The sequence below is a fragment of the Pseudomonas sp. H2_A10 genome, from assembly GCF_054680085.1.
In genome coordinates, this window is record NZ_CP162821.1 from 118,018 (window position 1) to 137,614 (window position 19,597).

Genomic DNA, 19,597 nt, shown 5'->3' on the forward strand with positions numbered 1-19,597 from the left:
TTATCAGGTGAGCGGCGCTGCCGCTCACCTGCCCTCGGCCTGGGGCATCCGGCCTGGCACAACGCGGATGCGGCGCTGATCAGCGCAACTCCAGCTCCGGCAACTCCAGGGTTTCGCGCTTGGCCTCATCATCGAGCTCGCGCAACGTACGATAGATCAACGCTACAGCCTGCAAGGTTTCGCGGGGGATGCTCGCACCCAGCTTGTGCGTGTAGAGGGTGCGGGCCAACCACACACACTGAATCACCGGCACCTCGGCCGCCTTGGCCTGCCGGATCAATTCGCGTGCCTCGTCGTCCGTGCCTTTGTTCACCAGCACGGGCAAAGGCGTGTTGCCGGGCCGGTAGTACAGGGCCACGGCAAAGTGCGTCGGGTTGACGACCAACATGTCGGCCTCCTCCAATTTGGGCAGCTTGACCTTGGGTTCTTCCTGAGCCAATTGATAGGCCAACGAGCGGCGCTGGCCCTTCACATGCGGGTCGCCTTCCATGTCCTTGTACTCTTTGACGACCTCGACCTGGGTCATGCGCATGCTCTTGGCGAAAAAATGTTTTTGCATCGCCAGGTCAATCAGCGCCAGCACCAGCAGCAACCCCAGGCAGACATGCAGCAAATGGCGGAACAGCGTGATCAGCGCCACGATATAAGTGTGCAGGTCACTGTTGGCCAGGTTGATCAGCGTGCCCAATGACGGCCAGATCACCCCATACAACACCACCCCCAGGAGCACTGCCTTGGCAAGGCTCATCAGCAGGTCCATGACCGCTTTGGCCGAGAACATCTGCTTGAGTTGCTTGAGCGGGTTGATCCGGTTGAAATCGAGCTTCAACGTCTCTGGAGCAAACAGAAATCCGAACTGCATCCAGCCGCTGATCAGCTTCATGAGTATCGCCGTGCCGGCCATTAACAGCGCGAACGAGAAAAACACCTTCAGCCCTTCAAACAGCACTTCTTCCAATGCCCGTGCAAAGGGCTGGGCCATGCTCGACATGGGCAGTGCCATCAGTTGCTGAAAGCGTTGCATGCTGGTTTGGGCGGTGAACAACGCAAGCTCGCTGATGGCCGTGAGCACCAGCAACTTGCCGACGTCCTTGCTTTGGGAAACCTGACCTTTCTTGCGTTGATCGCGCAGCTTTTTGGCGGACGCCGGGTGCTTTTTTCCCCCGAATCACTCATGGCGTCGAGGCCTGAAACATCAGCCCGAGTGAGTGCTTGAGGTCGCCTAGCAGGCTCAGGCGCCCGACGATCAAGTCCTGCAGCAACGCAAAGTACAGCAACAGAACGGCGATGCCCGCGAGGCTCTTGACCGGCGGCGCCAGGGTGCTCACCTGCAATTGCTGACTGTAAACCCCCAACAGTGCGATGCCGAACTCCAGGAGCAGCAGCACCGCAACAAAGGGCGCCACGTAGAGCATCATGTGGTTAAAGGTATCGCTGAGCAGGCCCAGGAAAATGCCGAACCCATTGACGGCCGGCAGCGGCACCCAGGCCGTGGTCGGCCACAGTTGGTAACTGTCCCAGATCACTTGTGTGAGGACGCTCAGCCCCAGCACGGCGATCAGCAGGTAAATCACCAACTGCTTGAACAGATGCCCCACGGGCGTCGCGTCCGGCCCCAGTGAAGGGTTGAGTTGGCCACCCGCCAAGGCGCCACGCTGGTTGTCCAACAGTGCGCCGACTGACTCGAACATCCAGAAGGGCATCGCCAACAGCACCCCCAGCAACATACCCAGGGCCGCCTCCTTGAGTATCAGCCCGAGGATCATCAGCGCAGAGTAGTCCTGGCCCGCCAATACCGCGTGAATACCTGGCGCCGGAATGAACGCCAGGACCATCACGATGGCGTGCCGAGACAAACCGCGAACATGCTGGAAACAGAACGCCGGCACCAGAATGGCACACGGATAGATACGCGCCATGGCGATCAGCAGGCTGGGCAAAAGTTCGAGATAAAGCAGCACGGGCATGCCCTCAGTTGAGTGCCGAGCGGGCGATCATGTCGAACATCAGGTTGATCAGTTGAATCAACTCCACGCCGATCCAGCGCCCCGTCAATATCAGTGTGACGCCCACGGCAACCAGCTTGATGCCAAAGGGCAGGGTCTGGTCCTGTATCTGCATCAGGGCTTGGACCAGCGACGTCAGCACACCGACAATCACCGCCACGATCAGTGGCGGTGCCGACAGCACCACCACCAACAGCATGCCTTGCTTGAACAGCACGATCGGTTCCATGGGGCACTCAAAGGTAAGAAAGGAAAAGGCTGTCGAGCAACCGCGACCATCCGGAAACCATGACGAACAACAACAACTTGAGCGGCAGGGAAATGGTCATGGGCGACACCATCTGCATACCCAGCGCCAATAGCAGGTTGGACACAATCAGATCGATGACGATGAACGGAATGTAGATCAGGAAACCGATCTCGAACCCGGCCTGCAGCTGCGACACCACAAAGGCCGGGATCAGCAAAATCAAGTCTTCGCGCTGGGTGCTCTGCGCCATTTCAGGCGGCCACATGCGCACGCTGTTTTCGTGCAGATGGGTCAATACATCCGGATCGGTGTTGCGTTTCATGAACATGCGTAACGGTTGCACGGCCACAAGGCCGGTCTCTTGCATCGTCTGCACGCTACTCATGTCCAGGGGCGTGCTCTGGAGGTTTTCGGCGATCTGATAGCCCACGGGGGCCATGACGAAAAGCGTGGCGGCCAGAGCGATGCCATTGATCGCCATGCTTGGAGGCACCTGCTGAACACCGATGGCGTTACGCGTAATCATCAGCACAATGACAATTTTCAAGAACGCCGTGCACACCACTAACAGCATCGGCAGCAACGACAGCGCACCAAAAAACAACGCCAGGACAACGGGGTCGACGCCCTGGAATATCATCGCGAGAACACCACGCGCGACAACTGCAAACCGAGGCGCCCGTCTACTTCCACCAACTGCCCCTGCCCAATCGGCCGGTCGGCGTAATACAGGCCGGCGGTACCGGGGGCATAGCCGGTGATGCCCAACACAGCACCGGGCGCCAGATTGCGCAGTTCGCCCAGGGTCAGGTTCAAGACGCCACAGCGCACGGTCAGCGCCATACTCAAGTCATCAAAGGGTTCCCGGCCAAAGACATCCTCCATCGGCTGATCCGGCTCCTCTTGCGCATACTCCGGTATTACAAACTCTTCGTTCACACGCGCTTCCTCTATCGCAGTAAGGTTCAGGCACCACCGCCCGGATTCATCATCAATACGCCCGTGCAGCCGATGACGGCCGACATGCAGGTGGCCCTGGCCCTGCACATCGAAAAACGCCTGCTCGAGTATCAACACATCACCCGCGCGCAAGCCGCGCACTTGCGCGACGGGCAGGTTCAAGCGGCCAAGGGACGCCGTTATGACCAACGGAAAAGAGGCAGGCAGCGGATCGCACGTCGGCTCCCACGGGCCCGCCGCATACGCAGCCAGCAAGCTCTGCGGAGCCATCCACAGGTAACCTGCAACCCTGGAAGGCCCCAGCGTCACCGTAAAACGACAACCAAAGTTCAGCTTCCTGGGCGTCGGCAGCAAACGCAGGTAACCAAATAACGCCAACACTTGCGGGCTAAGGTGGTGCTGGAACAGCTCCCAGAACCAGGAGGTCGGGTCGTTGCCGACCTCGGCCAGGGTCACCGGGCATTCACCCATCAGGCTGAACATCGCCTCGGGGTCGGAGAACGCGAGCACACCCAGGGCGCTCTCGAAAAAAAACGGGCTGGCAGCGTCAGGGGCACAGCCTGGCTCGAGCGAAAACGCGCCGTGCTGATCGCCAACCGCAAACGGCATGCGTAAGCCGCGCCCAAGCCGATGCAGCGCCGCCACCCTGGTGGCTTCAACCAATGGCAGTGTTAACGCGGACAGGATCATGCCGAGGTCACGCGCACATCGACAGCCTGCCCCAAGGCTTCGCTCAGCCGGTTTTGAAGGCTGTTGCTCACTGCGCCGAGCCATCGCGTGGCGTGCTGTTCTTCAGCGTGCAGCCCGATGTTCCAGACGCCCGATTGGCGCTGCACACAAGCCTTGATTCGCCCCTGCCCTCGCAGGTAAAGCACCGCCAGCAGCGGCCATTGCATACCTGCCTGTATTCGAGGCGCCAATTGCTCAGCCAGCGCCTCGATCATCAACCTGTTCGCCCACAACTGCGGTGCGCGAGCGCAGGAAACATAACCGCCTACGCCATCGGCATTGACCAGCAGCCGGGCGAACACACGCATGGCGTCCACCGGCACCGCACCGCCAACGGCGGGTTCCTCGTCGGCGCCATATTCGCGCGCACCAGGCCGCTCGGGCTTGCCTTCAGATATCTTGCTCATGTTTCTTCCTGCAGCAGTAACCTTGATAACTCCAAAAGCTTTTCGACTTCGCGCAAGCATTGGGTGGCCTGCTTTTGCGCAGTGTCGACCTGGGCCACCTGCTGCTCTTGCTGCCCGTGCAACCCACGCACCTGCGCTTCTTCGCGCAGCGTGCTGGCGGACAACGAGCGTTCCTGCGTATTCCACGATTTGAGTTCCTGAAACGAGATCACTTGCCCTTGATGCTTGCTCAATAGCTGCGCACCTTGCTGGGCTTCCTGCAGGCGGGTTTGCTCAAGGACGCGCTGCGCCTGCTCGACTTGCAATTGCAGCGCTCGCTGATGCCTTTTAGCCTCGCCCAGGACGCGCTCGGCGCGGTCTGCCCGATGCTTGCGCAGACGCCGCAGGGTTTCCAACTCAGAAAGGGACATAGGCCGTCAGCTCCGTCAGTTGTTGCAGGGTCGTCTCTATCGCTGAAGGCCCGCGCAAGTCCTGACGCAGAAAACCATCCACCGCCGCGCGACTGTCCACTGCCAGGTCGGTCAGCGCGTCACTGCCGGCCTGATACTCACCCAGCTTGAGCATCAACTCGATCTGCTGGTACGCCGATAACAGGCGTCGCAGCGCGGTGCCGGCATTAATATGCTCAGGCGTCGCGACATTGCTCAGAATCCGCGAAAGGCTGGCCAGTACGTCAACCGCTGGGTAGTGACCACGCTCAGCCAGTTTGCGCGACAGCACAATATGACCATCGAGCAGCGAGCGGACCTCATCCGCCACCGGGTCGCTCATGGAGTCCTGCTCGATAAGCACGGTGTAGATCGCGGTGATCACGCCGTCGCGCGTCAACCCGGCGCGCTCCACCAACCGCGGCAGCAAGCTGTATACCGAAGGCGGCAAGCCGCCACGGCCCAAAGGCTCACCGGCCGCCAAGCCGATTTCCCGCTGCGCGCGCGCGAACCGGGTCAAGGAGTCGATCAACAGCAACACCCGCTTACCCTCACGGCGATAACCCTCGGCCAGCGCGGTGGCCGTGAACGCTGCACGGGCTCGTTCCATGCTGGAGCGGTCGGACGTCGCGCACACCAGCACGGCCTTGGCCCGCAATTGCTCATCCAGCTCATGGTCGAGAAATTCACGCAGCTCCCGGCCGCGCTCGCCGATCAAGCCGAACACAATCACGTCGCACTCGACGTTCCGGGCAATTTCGGCCAGCAAGGTGGTCTTGCCACAGCCCGCGCCGGCAAACAGACCCACACGCTGGCCCTCGCCAAGCGTCAACAAACCATCGATCGAGCGCACCCCGGTAGCCAGGGCCCGATGGATCCTCGGCCGGTCGGTCGGCAAAGGGGCCTCACACAACACCATGCTGGCATCGGGGCTCTCGGTCTCGACAAACGCGCTGGGGCCAACACCGGTAATCGGTCGTCCGAAGCCATCCAGCACTTGCCCCAGCAGCTCATCACTGACCCGCACCTGATGCGACACGCCCAGACGCTGCACGCCCGCGCCCACGCGTACCCCTTCAAGATTGCCCAAGGCGCTGAGGACGGCGTCCTGCTGATCGAACCCGATGATCTCGGCCAGCATGTGTTCATCGACAGACTTTTCAACCTGGCACAGGTCACCGATACGCGCGCCGGGCAACCGGCATTGCAGCAACATGCCGTTGACGCGTTGGACCCGACCGCGCATCGTCACCGGCAAAAGGTTGCTCAGTGACTGGGTCTGGCGCCGCTCCCAGGCGTCGAGGCGTGCTCGCAGCTCCTCACTCACCAGTGCACCTCATAACGCTGCGCGCCATCGAAGACCACCTTGGCATTGTCGATCAGCACCAACCGCACATTCTCCACTTCGTCACCCACAAACAGCCGACTGCCATCCTCCAGAACGACATGGCCGTTCGGCCCGCCGACGATCTGCACAATCTTGAACGGCAGCGTCCCATCGCGCGTACGCACGCGGCTGATCACCGGCACGGCGTTGTCGAACAACTCACCAAAGCGGTTGAGCATCCGCGACACCAGCTCCACATCGTCCGGGGAAACCGCGCCGTTGAGCACGATCTGGCCATTGACCACCTCCAGGCTGACCCTTTGGCTCAATTCGCGCTCGGCGAGCATCTTCAACAATTGCTCCCGCACTTCAAACGCAGAGGCCAATAGCGGTTTGGCCGTCGCGGGCGCTATCAAGGAGGCCTGGGCATCACGCTCCCCCGGGGAAACCATGCCCACTACCGCGATGATCACCGCAACCAACAGCACCACACTGATCAGGCGTTTTTGCTGCACATGGGACATGGACGACAACGGCAACGCACGCGGCGCCTCATGGGCCCGTTGCGTCGGGGTGGGTGCGGGCAGCTCAGGCCACGGCTGCTCGGCGAGGGCAACAGACAGACGAATGGCCCCAACTGAAAACGGTACGTTCAGTGTCAGGCTCGTGATCTGCGCCAGCACCTGCCCCTCGGCGTCATGCAGCAGCCCCGCTTCGGCCTGCACGGACCAATTGGCGCCGATCAACCGCAACCGCGCGTGCTGCTCGGCGATGCCTGGATCATTCAGCACCAGGTCCGCGTCAGGGTGAGCGCCAATGCTCCACGTCTCGCCAAAAAGCGGCAACGCGGCCCCCTGACGCAGACCATTGAGCACGCGCAGCTCAACCATCAGCGAGCCCTTCCGCGCGTTGCAACGGGTTGGGCAATCATGCCGCCGCACCGCGCATCAGTTGATCCTGACCAAGGTCAAAACGCCCCAGCACCTTTACCTTGGATGTGCTTCCCAACTCGGCAAAGGACAACACCGGCACATGGTTGAACTCCTCCAGCAACAAGGTGCGCAATGGACTACGCAGGTCCTGCGCAACCAACATCACACTTTTAGTTTTGGCACGTAAGGTAAAAGCTTGGTTGAGAAGGTTGATCAACGCGGCACTGGTTTCGCTATCAAGCGCAAAGAACACCCCGGTCTGGGTCTGGCGCAAGGCATCGCGCAAGATGTTTTCGCTATGGGGGGACAGCAACCAGGCATGCAGACCATCCTCTTCGCTGTACTGGTGGAAGATCTGCGCCTTGAGGGCAATGCGCGCATAGTCGGCAAGCGCGTCCGGTTCGCGCTCATGCTGGCCGTACTCGATCAGCGCTTCGACAATCAGCCGCACCGCTCGCAGTGGTACGCCCTCACTGGCCAAACGTTGCAACACCGCTGAAAACCGCGACAACGGCATGATGCGCTGCAGCTCCTGCACCAGTTCCGACTGGTTGTGCTCAAGCCAACTGAGTATCGCCTTGCTCTCCTGGATCCCCAGGAACTGCGGCCCGCTGAGCATCATGGCCTGCCTCATGCGTTCGATGATCAGGCTCGTAGCGCTAAAGCGCTCCAACTGTGGGTCATCAAGCAGCGGATCATCGGCCGGCAACCACAGCCAGCCCTCTTCGTCACGCTCGGCCAGCCCCGGTATTGCGTGCTCGGGCTCTGCCGTGAAGGCCCCGCGATCAACGGCCAAGCGGGTGACGACCGAGGCTTTGATCATCGGTACTTCATGCACGCAAAAGCGCATTTCGTCGTCGGCCAGGGCGTCATCGAGCTCGACCTCGAACGGCGGCAATGTCAGGCCGATATTGGCGACCAGCGAATTTCGGGCCTGGCGGATCCCGTGAATAAGATCCGTCACCTCAGGTGTGCCGCGCAACGCCGGGGGGAACTGCAAAAGATAAGGCCGTGAGGGATCGAACCCGCGCAAATCCTCCTCTCCGTTCTCTTCGGGGCGGACGGCGTCGGCGGCTTCATCCTCGGGCTGGTCCTTGCGTTGACGCTGACGCATCAAGTAATACCCCAAGGCACCGGTTGCCGCGCCGAGCAGGATAAACACCAGGGTGGGCATGCCGGGCACCGCTGCAAACGCGAGCATCCCTATCGACGCAATCATCCAGCTCTTGGGTTCACTGGTCATTTGCCGGGCAATTTCAGCGCCCATGTGAGTGATGCCCTTGCCCCCAGCCGGCGCCACGCGAGTGATGATCATGCCGGCCGTAAGGGAGATCAGCAGCGCCGGAATCTGCGCGATCAGGCCGTCGCCGATGGTCAGCACCGAATACAATTGGATCGATTCGGCCGCACTCAGATCGTGTTGGAACATACCCGTGGTAAAACCGCCCAGCAGGTTGACCACCACGATAATCAAACCGGCGATGGCGTCGCCCTTGACGAACTTCATGGCCCCGTCCATCGCGCCGAACAGCTGGCTCTCGCGAGATAACTGCTCGCGTTTTTCCCGCGCTTGCATGCCGTCGATAAGACCGGCGCGCAAGTCACTGTCGATGGACATCTGCTTACCCGGCATCGCATCCAGGCTGAACCTCGCGGCGACCTCGGCGACCCGCTCCGAGCCCTTGGTGATGACCAGGAAATTGACCAGGGTCAGAATCAGGAAGATCACCATCCCCACTGCCAGGTTGCCCCCCACCACGAAATTGCCGAACGCCTCGACAATGTCGCCGGCGTCCTGTTCCAGCAGGATCAGGCGCGTGGTCGCGATCGACAGCGCCAGACGAAACATGGTGGTCAGCAGCAAGATCGACGGAAACGAAGAGAACGCCAGGGGCCCCGGCAAATACAGCGCCAGCACGATCAATAAGCATGAGATGCAGATGTTGACCGCGATAAGAATATCCACCAGCCAGGTGGGCAGCGGCACGATAAAGATAAACACGATGCCCAGGACCACCACGGCGCCCAGCACTTCGGCACGCTGTGCCGCTTTGAGCAACACCTTGTTGACGGTAGACAGCACGGTCACACCGGAGCCCCCAGACCACCGACAAAGCGTGCGGGGCCGCGCTCAACCCGGTCCAGCTCGCCCATTACCGCCAAAAAGCTATCCAGGGCGCTCTGACGCACTCGACTGTCCGGCCACAAGGCCAGGGGCAGTTGCCGAATCAGCGGGAAAAGCGCGTTAAGCAGGACCACTTGCTGGGTATTCGGGGCACTTCCCAGATCATGCCCAAGGCGCAGGACTTCACCCGCATCAATCCCGCTGCCGGCGTACCCCAGCAGGCGCTGCAGCAGGCTCACGGCGTCGCAGTCCAGGGCCAGGCGCTGGTTCAACGCCTGGCAACCGGCCAACACGCTGCTCAACTGAGCGCAACTTTGCAGGGCCAACAACAAGGTGCGCAGCCGAGGGGTGGGCATTGCAGAAACCAGCACTGCGATGTCGTCAGCCAAGGCCTTACGCATGCTGCCGAGCCGGGTGGAAAACGTATCGCCACCGTATACACCCAGCAGGGCCTGCATCATCGTCGCCAGGGATTGGCGCGTGGCCACGCTGGCGTAATAGAGAGCACGCAGCGCCTGGCGTTCCTGAGCATCGCCGCCGGCCTCCAGCAACGCCGTGGCGAATTTGAGGCCTGCCTGGATTTCCCCTTTGTAACCGATGCTCAGCATGGCAATGGCATCCCGCGCCTTGGCCGCTTCAGACGAGCGCACCTCAGCGTCCGCCTGGACTTCCAGGTACCGGAGCACCACGAACGCACGCGCCGGGTCGCCCTCGGCAAGCTCCAGCAACTTGTCGGCACTGGGGTTGTGCTGCAACTGCTGCCTGAACCGCCGAGAAATAGCCGCGAAGGTCTCCTGGGCCGGATGACCAAGCTGATCATAAAGTTGCGCAAGCTGCTCGACAGGCGGAACGCGTATCGACGTCGCGCGCAGCACTCGGTTATTGGCCACTACTTCTTGGTCGAAGAGCTGGGCAAGCTCCTCGAGCTTGACTGGCTCAGGCGTGGAGACGCGTGCAACGACCGATTGATCCAGGCGTTGGGACGATGGCACATCGTTAAGAGCTTCGACTTTCATGAGCATGCCAAGACGGGAAGAGTGTGTCCCTATGTGGCAACGCGCGCCGATACGGTTCCATCAAAGTTTATCCGTCGACTGCCTTGAAAAGACCGACACAAACCATCGAGGCCTTTTGCAAAAAATTGCGCAGCAGCACTCTATTTAAATATATTTATCTATATAAATCAGTAGGTTGAACGTTTCTCTCGGTTGGCACAGCCAGTGCTAAAGGGGTTCTCGTCGAAAACTTTTCGACAGTGTCTACCTTGAGGAAAACACCGTGAATATCCCTATTGATGCTTTAGCGCACCTTGTTGGCGGCTCGCCTCAATTCATGCTCGAACTGACGGACGACCAACAAAAAAAACTCCGCCGTTTTATTCACAAACGCGTGCTCAACCACGAAGATGCGGACGACATCCTGCAACTGACGTACCTGGAAGCATGGCGTAACAGGGAACGTTTCAGTGGCCAGGCGGCCCTCAGCACCTGGATGTGCGGCATCGCGCAGAACCTGATCCGCAACCACTTCAGGCGCCTGTATGCCAAGCCGGTGCATTGCGAATTCGACGAGTCGCTGTGGCATGGCCAGGAAGACAACAAAAACCTGGACTGGGAGTTCGAGATCAACCGGCGCCTGGAAAATACCTTGAGCGCCATTGACCACCTACCTGCGGAAATGCGTAAAACGCTGTACGCCTCACTGGAAACCGACGGCAGCTACCAGGACACTGCCGACGTGTTGGACATCCCCATAGGCACCGTTCGCTCACGCCTGTCACGGGCGCGCGAACACCTCAAGCGTGTCACCCACAGCTCGATTTACCCATAAGCAAAACCAAGTGTTGGGCGGCAGGGATATTGCCCAACTCGATCACAAATTTTTGGGTACGCCGCTGCAAGAGCGCCAGCAACCCGAAGCCCCGCCAGCGATCATCCGCATATCGCCCGGCCCCCCCACTCCCGCGTAGCCCTCGACTGCCTGCACACGTCTCCCATGAGGGCGAGTTCAACCCTCTGTGGCGAGAGCGCTGGTCCGCGTTGGGCTGTAGCCGCCCCAAAACTGGCATTTTTGGTTAAACAGTTGAAAGCGCAGATAAAAATTAAAAATAAACGCTTGACGCATTTCCGTTCTACGCGAATAATGCGCGCCACTTGGCTACGTAGCTCAGTTGGTTAGAGCATAGCATTCATAATGCTGGGGTCCGGGGTTCAAGTCCCTGCGTAGCCACCAAGTACCGATCCATAGATGTCTACAGCAGTCTGTGAATCACCCCAAGAAGCCCGCCTCGTGCGGGCTTTCTTGTTTCTGGCGTTCAGCGCCGTATCCCCCTACTCCTAAAACATGGCCAATGCCTGAAATCTCATGGCACCTTGAAAAAATCGCAACACCCGTGATAATGATAAGAATTATCATTAAGTACACTCCGATTACCCACGTTGCGCTCGCTTCTTCCAGTGTTCGGCAGACGGTTCTGCACAGTCTTTTTGGCGACCACCACGGGTGGCTGCTCAGCCGCCTGCGGGCGCGGCTTGGTTGTACTTATGATGCCGCTGACATGGCTGCCGAAGTGTTTGCGCAGGTTGTCGCCTTATCCGAGCCGCAGGCGATACGCGAACCCAGGGCGCTGCTGACCACCATTGCCAAGCGCTTGATGTATGACACTTGGCGCCGACGCGATCTGGAGCGCGCCTACCTGGAAGTGTTGGCGTTGCAACCCGAAGCCTTCGCCCCCTCCCCTGAAGCCCACGCCCTGGCAATTGAAGCATTGCTTGAAATCGATACCTTGCTGGCAGGCCTTTCGTCGCGGGCCCGTACCGCATTTCTATGCAGCCAGGTAGACGGTATGAAGTATGCCGACATTGCCGAGCTGATCGGCGTCTCGACTATCCGGGTGCGCCAATACGTGGCCAAGGGTTTGAAGCTGTGCTGCCAGCAGCTGAGGCACGAATGAAACGCACGTGCTCAGCGGTCGATGAAGCCATCGAGTGGATGGCCTGCATGCGTTCGGGCGAAGTCCTGGCCGACGAACAAAAGGCCTTCGACGCCTGGTTTGCCAACCCGAGCAACGCCCAGGCCTGGGAGAAAGTGCAGGGGCATTTGGGTGCGACGTTTTCCCCCCTTGTACGCGGCGCGGACTCACAAGTACGCCGAGTGCTGCAAGCCCCCGACCTGCAGCGACGGCGCCTGCTGCGTGGCGCGCTGGTATTCGGCGGCGTGGGCATCGGTGTGGCGCTGGTGGGTCGGCAGAGCACACTGTTGAGCACCGTCGGCGCCGACTTTCGGACCGCCACCGCGCAACGGGCGAACTTCAACCTGGCGGATGGCAGCACGTTGCTGCTGGATGCGCGCAGTGCGGTGGATATCAATTTCACCAAGAGTGAACGCAACCTGATGCTGCATGCCGGCAAGCTGGTGATTGAGGCGAGTGACGACCCTCGACCGTTGGTTGTGCAAACGCCCTACGGATTTGCACGCGGCACCGCCACGCGCTTTATGGTTTCGCTGCAAGACGGCTCCGCGCACGTGTGGGGCATGCGGTCCAACCTCTGCGTTGCTCGCCCCAACGGCTTTTGTTCAGTGCTCCAGAGCGGCGCGGGGGCACGCCTGGACTCCAAAGGCATCACGCCACTGGCGGCGAATCGTAAAGGCGAAAGCAGTTGGGAAAGCGGCAAGCTCAGTGTGGACGACTGGTCGCTGGGCGACGTGATCGAGGCATTGCAGCCTTATCGGCGCGGGGTGTTACGCATCAGCCCGGCGGCGGCCAGGCTACGTGTCTCCGGTCTGTTCCCCCTGGACAGCAGTGACCGCGCACTTGCCGCGCTGGAGCAGATCCTGCCTGTACGCAGGAAGGAGTACCTGGGCTTCTGGACCCAGATCGAACTGCGCGGCTGAGTTTTTTTCATCTGCCCTGTATCGCTTTTTCAATCTCGTTGGACATAGACATAAACCGCTAATAAAAGCGGAGCCGCCAACATGGAGTGACCTATGTCCAATCGTTTTAACAGTGCGTTCAGGCTGACGTCTGTGTGCTTCGCCCTTTTACTGGCCCAGGGATACGCGTCGACCAGCCTTGCCGAATCGGCGTCGACGGGCAGCCAGTCTCTACACCATTTTGACTTGCCGGCCGACGCCCTGGCGGCGACCCTCGACCGCATCGCTCGCCAGAGCGACAGCGAAATTGTGTATGTGCCGAATCTCGCCGCCGGGCTGCGCGCGCCAGCCATCAAGGGCACCATGAACGCCGAGCAGGCTGCACAAATGGCCATTGAAGGCAGCGGCCTGTCAGTACGTACCACCTCTGGGGGCACCCTGACACTGGATGCCTTCGGCAGCATGACGCTACCGGCGCAAGCGATTGTCGGCATGCAGACCGAAGCCCCGACCGTCTCCGTGGGCACGAAAGTCCCGCTGCGTCTGCGCGAGGTGCCGCAGACGATCAACGTGATTGGCCAGGAGCGCATTCAAAAACAAAACCTGTATACCCTTGAAGATGCGTTGGGCAAGGTCGGCGGCGTAACCGTGCAGCGAATCGATGCCAGCCGCCTGAGTTTTTTCTCGCGGGGTTTCGAAATGACCTCGCTGCAATTGGACGGTACGCCGACCACCATGGACAACCGGGTGTTCCTGTCTCCCGACTTGACCATGTATGACCGCGTTGAGGTACTTAAAGGGCCGTCCGGCAGCTTGACCGGTGCCGGCGGCCCCGGCGGCAGCATCAACCTGGTACGCAAGCGACCGCTGGCCGAGGCGGCAGTCTCGGCGCAAATCAGCGCCGGCTCATGGGATGACTACCGTGGCATGGTGGACGCCACCGGCCCGTTGACCGAGAGCGGTAATGTGCGTGGGCGCCTGGTACTCAGCGAGCACGACAAGGGTTACTACTACGACGGTGGCGGCAAGCGTGAGTCGAATCAGATCTATGGCATTGTCGATATCGACCTGACGCCGGACACCGTCTGGACCATCGGAGCGAGCAATCAGAATACCGACATCCGCAGCGCCCAGCGCTCGCTGCCGGCCTATCGTTACACCAATGCGGCCGGTGAGGCGGCCATGTCGCTGCCGGATGCGTCGCGCAAACATTTTTACGGTGAAGACTGGAACCGTGACTACTTCTGGAGCACCGCCGTATTCACCGAACTCGAGCATCAGTTAGGGGATGGCTGGAAAACCAAGTTGTCCCTGCGACACGCCGACAATAACTACGACTTGACCCAGGCTTACGCGCGCAACGGTGGAGGCATAGACCCGGTGGACAAGCAGGTGTCGATGAACTCGATCATGTTTGATTACCGGGAAAAACAGGACGAGGCCGACGTGTATGTCGACGGTCCATTCAGCTTGCTGGGGCGTGAACACAAAGTGCTGCTGGGCGCCAACTATTCGCGCTCCGAATTCGCCTCCAACGGGGGGTATTTCTCGGATTACCTGGGTGACGTAGATCTCAAGAATCCGCAGCCCGACTTTGCTTACCCGGCCTTCCCGGACTCGGACAAATTGCCCACCAGCGTGGCCAACACCCGCGCCAAAGCGCTCTACAGCAATCTGCGCCTGAGCCTTGCCGACCCGTTGACGCTGGTGCTCGGCGGGCGCTTGACCTGGCTTGAGATGCACCGCAGCCAGCACCAGCCCGAGGCGGGTTCACCGTCGCAAAAGAACGGTGACAGCGTGTCGCAGAAATTCACCCCGTTTTACGGGCTGATCTACGACCTCAACGATACCTACTCCTTGTATGCCAACTATTCCGGAGTGTTCCAACCGCAGGCCGTCAGCAACCTGGACATCAACAACAACATCCTCAAGCCGCTGGAAGGCAAGCAGCACGAAGTGGGAATCAAGGGCGAGTTCCTCGATGGCGCGTTGAACGCCTCGCTGGCCGCGTTCCAGATCGAAGAAGAAAACCGCGCGATTCCAGATATGAACGACCCTGCCTCGCGCGCCGTGGTGGCCGGCGGTAAGGCACGCACGCGCGGCTTCGAGGCGGAACTGAGTGGGCAGATGACGCCCGATTGGTTTCTCAGCGCAAACTTCACCCACACCTACAAACGCTATGACAGCGCCAACGAGCAGTTGCAGACCTACCTGCCGAAAAACATGTTGCGGGTCTGGAGCCTGTACAAACTGCCCGGTGAGCTGGAGAAGTGGAGTCTCCAGGGCGGCGTCAGCGTCGTCAGCGAGACCTACAACAAACTGGATGTCCCCGGCATCGGCATGAACGGCACCAAACTGCGCCAGGGCGGATACGCCTTGTACGATGCGGGCATTGGCTACCAGATCACGCAAAACCTCTCCGCCGACTTACTCGGCACCAACCTGGCCGACAAGAAGTACTTCCAGCGGATTAACACCTTCCAGGACGGGAATATCTTCGGTGATCCCCGTGCCGTGTCCATGACACTGCGCGCCAAGTTCTGACTACGATTGCCCGCCTCTCATTCGGCATACTTCGGTATGCCGTTTTTTTTGGCTATGTGCCAGCCAGGCAATCGCAGTGGCGCAATCACAGATGCACGCAAAAATACTGCCCATCTGTATTTTGACGCTCGCCCGACCCCACTGTTAGTGTCCAGCCTCCCCCCACACACGGAGTACGCCACAGTGATACTGGACATCTATCAAGTCGACGCCTTCACCCATCGGCCCTTTGGCGGTAACCCGGCGGCGGTGTGCCCGCTTGGCGAGTGGCTGGCGGATGAGCAACTGCAAAACATCGCCGCCGAAAACAACCTCTCCGAAACCGCTTACTTCGTGCCCCGTGATGGGTTCTATGAGTTGCGCTGGTTTACCCCGCAAGTCGAAGTGGACCTGTGCGGCCATGCCACGCTGGCAGCCGCGTGGGTGTTGATCAACCAACTGCGCGATGCGCCTGACGTGCTGCGTTTTTCCACCCGCAGCGGTGAGCTTCGGGTCACGCGCCAAGGCGACGAACTGGCGATGGATTTTCCGGCCAGGCAACCTGAGCGCTGTGAGCCGCCAGCCGGCATGCTGAAAGCACTAGGGGTTGAAACCGCCGAGGTATTTGGCACCGATGACTACATCGTACGGGTGGACAACGAAGCCCAGGTCGCGGCGCTTGCACCGGATTTCGCGAGCCTCAAGGGCCTGCCTAAGCGCGGCATCGCGGTGACCGCCAAGGGCACACAGTTTGATTTCATCTCACGTTGGTTCGGGCCGAATGTGGGCGTCAATGAAGACCCGGTTACAGGTTCGGCGCACACCTCGCTGGCGCCGTTCTGGGCCGAGCGCCTGGGTAAGACAACACTGACAGCAGAACAAGGCGGCCAGCGCCGTGGCCAGTTGCGCTGCGAGCTCAAGGGGGACCGCGTGATCATTTCCGGCAAGGCCGTGCTGTATCTGCAAGGCCAGATTCACCTGTAAAAAGCAGCTCCCCAGGACAACAGATCATTCTCAAAATGAACGGAGTTCAGCGCGTGTTTTCGATTTCCCGCCGTCAATTGTCGGTCATCGCCGCAGCCCTGGCCCTCGCGGCCTGCCACACCCCGGTCAACGAACAGCCACCGGCACCGGAGTTGGGGTCAGGCTATCGCACCGATCTGGCCACCCAACATGCCACACGCCATATGGCCGCCGCCGCCAACCCGCTGGCCGCCGAAGCCGGGCGTGAGATGTTGCGCCAAGGCGGTTCGGCGATAGATGCAGCCATTGCCATGCAGGCCGTGCTGACCCTGGTGGAACCGCAATCTTCCGGCATCGGCGGTGGCGCGTTCATCATGCTGTGGGACGGCAACAACGTGCACGCCTATGACGGCCGCGAAACGGCCCCGGCCGGAGCGACTGAGCGGTTGTTCCTGAACGCTGACGGTACGCCGCTGGCCTTCACCGATGCGCAGATCGGCGGGCGCTCGGTGGGTACGCCCGGCGTGTTGCGCGCGTTGCAAATGGCGCACCAGAAAACTGGCCGGCTGCAATGGGCCACGCTGTTCGAGCCGGCGATTCGTTTGTCTGAACAGGGCTTTGCCATTTCCCCACGCTTGCACAGTTTGATCGCCGCAGATCGCTTTATCCCGCAATCGCCAGAGATGGCAGCCTACTTCCTGAATGCCGATGGCACCCCCAAGGCCACCGGCACGCTGTTGAAAAACCCGGCGCTGGCCGCGGTGTTCAGGCGCATCGCCAAGGAAGGGCCGGATGCGCTTTACCACGGCGCGATTGCCGACGAGATTGCGCGCAAAGTGCAGGGCAACCGCAACGCGGGCACCCTGTCCCAGGCGGATCTCAAGGGCTACGCCGCCAAGGAACGCGCGCCACTGTGCACCGATTACAAACGCTGGAAAATCTGCGGCATGCCGCCACCGTCGTCGGGTGGGATCGCCGTCGCCCAGATCCTGGGGACATTACAGGCGTTGGAGGCCCGCGACCCGCGCCTGGCCATCGCGCCGATGACACCGGTGAAAACCGCATCACCTGCCGGGCTGGAGCCAGCACCCGAAGCCGTCCACCTGATTGCCGAAGCCGGCCGCCTGGCCTTCGCCGACCGCGCGCTATATGTGGCCGATGCGGACTTCACGCCCGTGCCGGTCGCGGGCCTTGTGGCCCCGGATTACCTGGCCCGACGCGCCACATTGATCGGTAAGCGCAGCATGGGCATCGCCAAGCCAGGCCAGCCTGCCGGTATTCAAGTAGCGTATGCGCCAGACCGTTCGCCGCTGCGCATCTCCACCTCACAAGTGGTGGCGGTGGATGACCAGGGTGGCGCCGTGTCGATGACCACCACGGTGGAAGCCGCGTTTGGCTCACATGTGATGGTGCAGGGCTTTTTACTGAACAACCAAATGACCGATTTCTCGTTCATCCCTGAAGAAAACGGCCAACCCGTCGCCAACCGTGTACAACCGGGCAAACGCCCGCGCTCGGCCATGGCACCCACCCTGGTGTTCGACCGCCAGAGCGGTGAATTGCTGGCCACGGTCGGCTCGCCCGGCGGTTCGCAGATCATTGAGTACGTGAGCAAATCCCTGGTGGCGATGCTCGACTGGCACCTCGACCCGCAAACCGCCATCAACTTGCCCAACTTCGGTAGCCGCAATGGGCCTACGGAGCTGGAGGCCGGCTTGTTCAGCCCAGGGTTGAAACAGGCGCTCAAGGACAAAGGCCACGCCTTGAGCGACATTGAGATGACCAGCGGTATCCAGGCGATTGTTCGTACGCGGGATGCTCAGGGAAAAGTGTCATTGAGTGGCGGTGCCGACCCACGACGCGAAGGCGAAGCGGTCGGCGACTGAGGTACTGAGCGGAGGCAACCCTTTGCACCAGGCAAAAAATCTCGGCGCCATTGCGGGCGTCGATCATGGTTTCTGTTCGATCAACGATCCGCTGCGTCCGGATAACCTGTTTATCTGCAAGCAGGTGCACAGTGCCGCGGTGATTGAGTGGCAGGCAGGGCTGGTGGCCAATACGGTCGAGGCCGATGGGGTGCTTGCGCACACGCATCAACCTGTCGCAGTGATCACCGCAGATTGCCTGCCCATTCTGCTCGCATCGCAGGACGGTCAGCATGTGGCGGCGATTCATGGTGGCTGGAAGGGACTGCAACGCGGGATCGTGGCGAATACGGTGCGGCGTTTTGCCGATCTGGGGCTTGCGGCCGACCAACTGCACGTTGCAATCGGGCCGTCGATCAAGCCCTGCTGTTATGAAGTGAGCGAAGGGTTTATTACCGAGTTTCAGGCGGATCAAGGGCACACGTGGCGTGACGGCGAAGCACCATGGAGCGTTGCGCAACCCAAGCCGTTGTTGCCACCGCAGATCACCCCACCGCAGGCGCGGCAAGCACAAAGTGCCTGGTTTGACTTGAGCGGATACGGGCTGATGCTGCTGCAAGCGGCCGGGGTTCGGCGAGAACAGATCGAGGTGAGTGAGGTGTGTACGTATTGCACTTCAACGATGTTTGCCAGCTACCGCCGAAGGACGCATCACCCGGAGGAGGCGAAGACGTTGTTGTATTCGTGGATTGGTCGTACTGATCGGTGACATGGCTCCTACACCCTTCGCGGATCGCTGGTAGCACTGCTGATTTATGGCAAAGGCGCCACCGAGAATATTCCAGCGCATGTCCTGTATAAAATCGCGAAGGAAATGAACCATGCCACTCACTGAGAAAGAGCTAAGAGAACGCGACGCCAAGCGCAATATTGGCGAGGAATTGCTCGCCGCCATCGTGGACGTGAAGGCGCGGGCCGTCATGGCGGCGTCCATCACGTAGAAACCACTCAAGCGGCCGAAGCAAGCAGTAAAACAGGCTTGTCACAACCCAAATTCGCCGAGTTGCTGGGGGTTTCTGTAAGAACGCTTCAAGAATGGGAGCAAGGCCGGCGCTCACCCTCCGGCGCAGCACGCTCACTGCTGCACATTGCCACCATCCGACCAGACGTTTTTCGTGAGGTCCTCAGTAACGCCTGATGGCGTTACTG

17 protein-coding genes, 1 tRNA gene and 2 pseudogenes are annotated in these 19,597 nt (G+C 60.5%); 9 read left to right on the forward strand and 11 right to left on the reverse strand.

Going from position 1 to position 19,597, the window contains the following annotated elements:
* Positions 1–79: 79 nt before the first annotated feature.
* The 11 genes and pseudogenes from sctU to AB4O23_RS00650 form a co-directional block, all read right to left on the reverse strand.
* Positions 80–1,176 (reverse strand): annotated as a pseudogene (sctU, locus tag AB4O23_RS00600) (type III secretion system export apparatus subunit SctU).
* Positions 1,173–1,961 carry a type III secretion system export apparatus subunit SctT gene (gene sctT / locus AB4O23_RS00605; RefSeq protein WP_460147435.1) on the reverse strand — a complete coding sequence of 263 codons (789 nt, stop codon included), beginning with the start codon at positions 1,959–1,961 and terminating at the stop codon, positions 1,173–1,175. Before sctT ends, sctU begins: the two are co-directional and overlap by 4 nt.
* A 10-nt stretch (positions 1,962–1,971) precedes the next feature.
* A complete protein-coding gene (sctS, locus tag AB4O23_RS00610; RefSeq protein ID WP_017529928.1) occupies positions 1,972–2,235 on the reverse strand; it encodes a type III secretion system export apparatus subunit SctS in 264 nt (87 codons plus the stop codon).
* Between the two features lie 7 nt (positions 2,236–2,242).
* Positions 2,243–2,896 carry a type III secretion system export apparatus subunit SctR gene (gene sctR / locus AB4O23_RS00615; RefSeq protein WP_017529929.1) on the reverse strand — a complete coding sequence of 218 codons (654 nt, stop codon included), beginning with the start codon at positions 2,894–2,896 and terminating at the stop codon, positions 2,243–2,245.
* Positions 2,893–3,906 carry a FliM/FliN family flagellar motor switch protein gene (locus tag AB4O23_RS00620; RefSeq protein ID WP_460089506.1) on the reverse strand — a complete coding sequence of 338 codons (1,014 nt, stop codon included), beginning with the start codon at positions 3,904–3,906 and terminating at the stop codon, positions 2,893–2,895. The genes sctR and AB4O23_RS00620 overlap by 4 nt, the downstream gene beginning before the upstream one ends.
* Positions 3,903–4,352: a type III secretion system HrpP C-terminal domain-containing protein gene (locus tag AB4O23_RS00625; RefSeq protein ID WP_116079859.1), complete on the reverse strand. Its 450-nt coding sequence runs from the start codon at positions 4,350–4,352 to the stop codon at positions 3,903–3,905. Before AB4O23_RS00625 ends, AB4O23_RS00620 begins: the two co-directional genes overlap by 4 nt.
* Positions 4,349–4,762 carry a type III secretion system stalk subunit SctO gene (sctO, locus tag AB4O23_RS00630; RefSeq protein ID WP_017529932.1) on the reverse strand — a complete coding sequence of 138 codons (414 nt, stop codon included), beginning with the start codon at positions 4,760–4,762 and terminating at the stop codon, positions 4,349–4,351. The genes AB4O23_RS00625 and sctO overlap by 4 nt, the downstream gene beginning before the upstream one ends.
* Positions 4,749–6,107 carry a FliI/YscN family ATPase gene (locus tag AB4O23_RS00635; protein ID WP_017529933.1) on the reverse strand — a complete coding sequence of 453 codons (1,359 nt, stop codon included), beginning with the start codon at positions 6,105–6,107 and terminating at the stop codon, positions 4,749–4,751. The genes sctO and AB4O23_RS00635 overlap by 14 nt, the downstream gene beginning before the upstream one ends.
* Complete coding sequence (locus tag AB4O23_RS00640; protein WP_017529934.1) at positions 6,104–6,997, reverse strand: FHA domain-containing protein; 894 nt, start codon at positions 6,995–6,997, stop codon at positions 6,104–6,106. Before AB4O23_RS00640 ends, AB4O23_RS00635 begins: the two co-directional genes overlap by 4 nt.
* A 37-nt stretch (positions 6,998–7,034) precedes the next feature.
* Positions 7,035–9,128, reverse strand: a complete 2,094-nt coding sequence (sctV, locus tag AB4O23_RS00645) for a type III secretion system export apparatus subunit SctV (protein WP_017529935.1) — start codon at positions 9,126–9,128, stop codon at positions 7,035–7,037.
* A complete protein-coding gene (locus tag AB4O23_RS00650; protein WP_026067423.1) occupies positions 9,125–10,180 on the reverse strand; it encodes a TyeA family type III secretion system gatekeeper subunit in 1,056 nt (351 codons plus the stop codon). The genes sctV and AB4O23_RS00650 overlap by 4 nt, the downstream gene beginning before the upstream one ends.
* Positions 10,181–10,442: 262 nt before the next feature.
* Between AB4O23_RS00650 and AB4O23_RS00655 the strand changes: the two genes are divergently transcribed.
* From AB4O23_RS00655 to AB4O23_RS00695, 9 genes and pseudogenes are all read left to right on the forward strand, one after another.
* Positions 10,443–10,994 carry an RNA polymerase sigma factor gene (locus tag AB4O23_RS00655; RefSeq protein WP_017529938.1) on the forward strand — a complete coding sequence of 184 codons (552 nt, stop codon included), beginning with the start codon at positions 10,443–10,445 and terminating at the stop codon, positions 10,992–10,994.
* 325 nt (positions 10,995–11,319) lie between these two features.
* Positions 11,320–11,396, forward strand: a tRNA-Met gene (locus tag AB4O23_RS00660).
* A gap of 196 nt (positions 11,397–11,592) precedes the next feature.
* On the forward strand, positions 11,593–12,117 hold the full coding sequence (locus AB4O23_RS00665; RefSeq protein WP_017529939.1) for a sigma-70 family RNA polymerase sigma factor: 525 nt from the start codon (positions 11,593–11,595) through the stop codon (positions 12,115–12,117).
* Positions 12,114–13,058, forward strand: a complete 945-nt coding sequence (locus AB4O23_RS00670) for a FecR domain-containing protein (RefSeq protein WP_137219990.1) — start codon at positions 12,114–12,116, stop codon at positions 13,056–13,058. Before AB4O23_RS00665 ends, AB4O23_RS00670 begins: the two co-directional genes overlap by 4 nt.
* A 93-nt stretch (positions 13,059–13,151) precedes the next feature.
* The gene (locus AB4O23_RS00675) at positions 13,152–15,581 is read left to right on the forward strand and encodes a TonB-dependent siderophore receptor (RefSeq protein ID WP_068933653.1); all 2,430 of its coding nucleotides are present in this window, start codon (positions 13,152–13,154) and stop codon (positions 15,579–15,581) included.
* Between the two features lie 183 nt (positions 15,582–15,764).
* Positions 15,765–16,544, forward strand: coding sequence for a PhzF family phenazine biosynthesis protein (locus AB4O23_RS00680; protein ID WP_017529942.1), 780 nt, complete (start codon positions 15,765–15,767; stop codon positions 16,542–16,544).
* Between the two features lie 35 nt (positions 16,545–16,579).
* Positions 16,580–18,409: a gamma-glutamyltransferase gene (gene ggt, locus AB4O23_RS00685; protein ID WP_050554007.1), complete on the forward strand. Its 1,830-nt coding sequence runs from the start codon at positions 16,580–16,582 to the stop codon at positions 18,407–18,409.
* A 22-nt stretch (positions 18,410–18,431) separates the two neighbouring features.
* The gene (locus AB4O23_RS00690; RefSeq protein WP_026067424.1) at positions 18,432–19,157 is read left to right on the forward strand and encodes a purine nucleoside phosphorylase YfiH/LACC1 family protein; all 726 of its coding nucleotides are present in this window, start codon (positions 18,432–18,434) and stop codon (positions 19,155–19,157) included.
* Positions 19,158–19,269: 112 nt separating this feature from the next.
* A pseudogene (locus tag AB4O23_RS00695) lies at positions 19,270–19,586 on the forward strand (helix-turn-helix domain-containing protein).
* Positions 19,587–19,597: the final 11 nt, after the last annotated feature.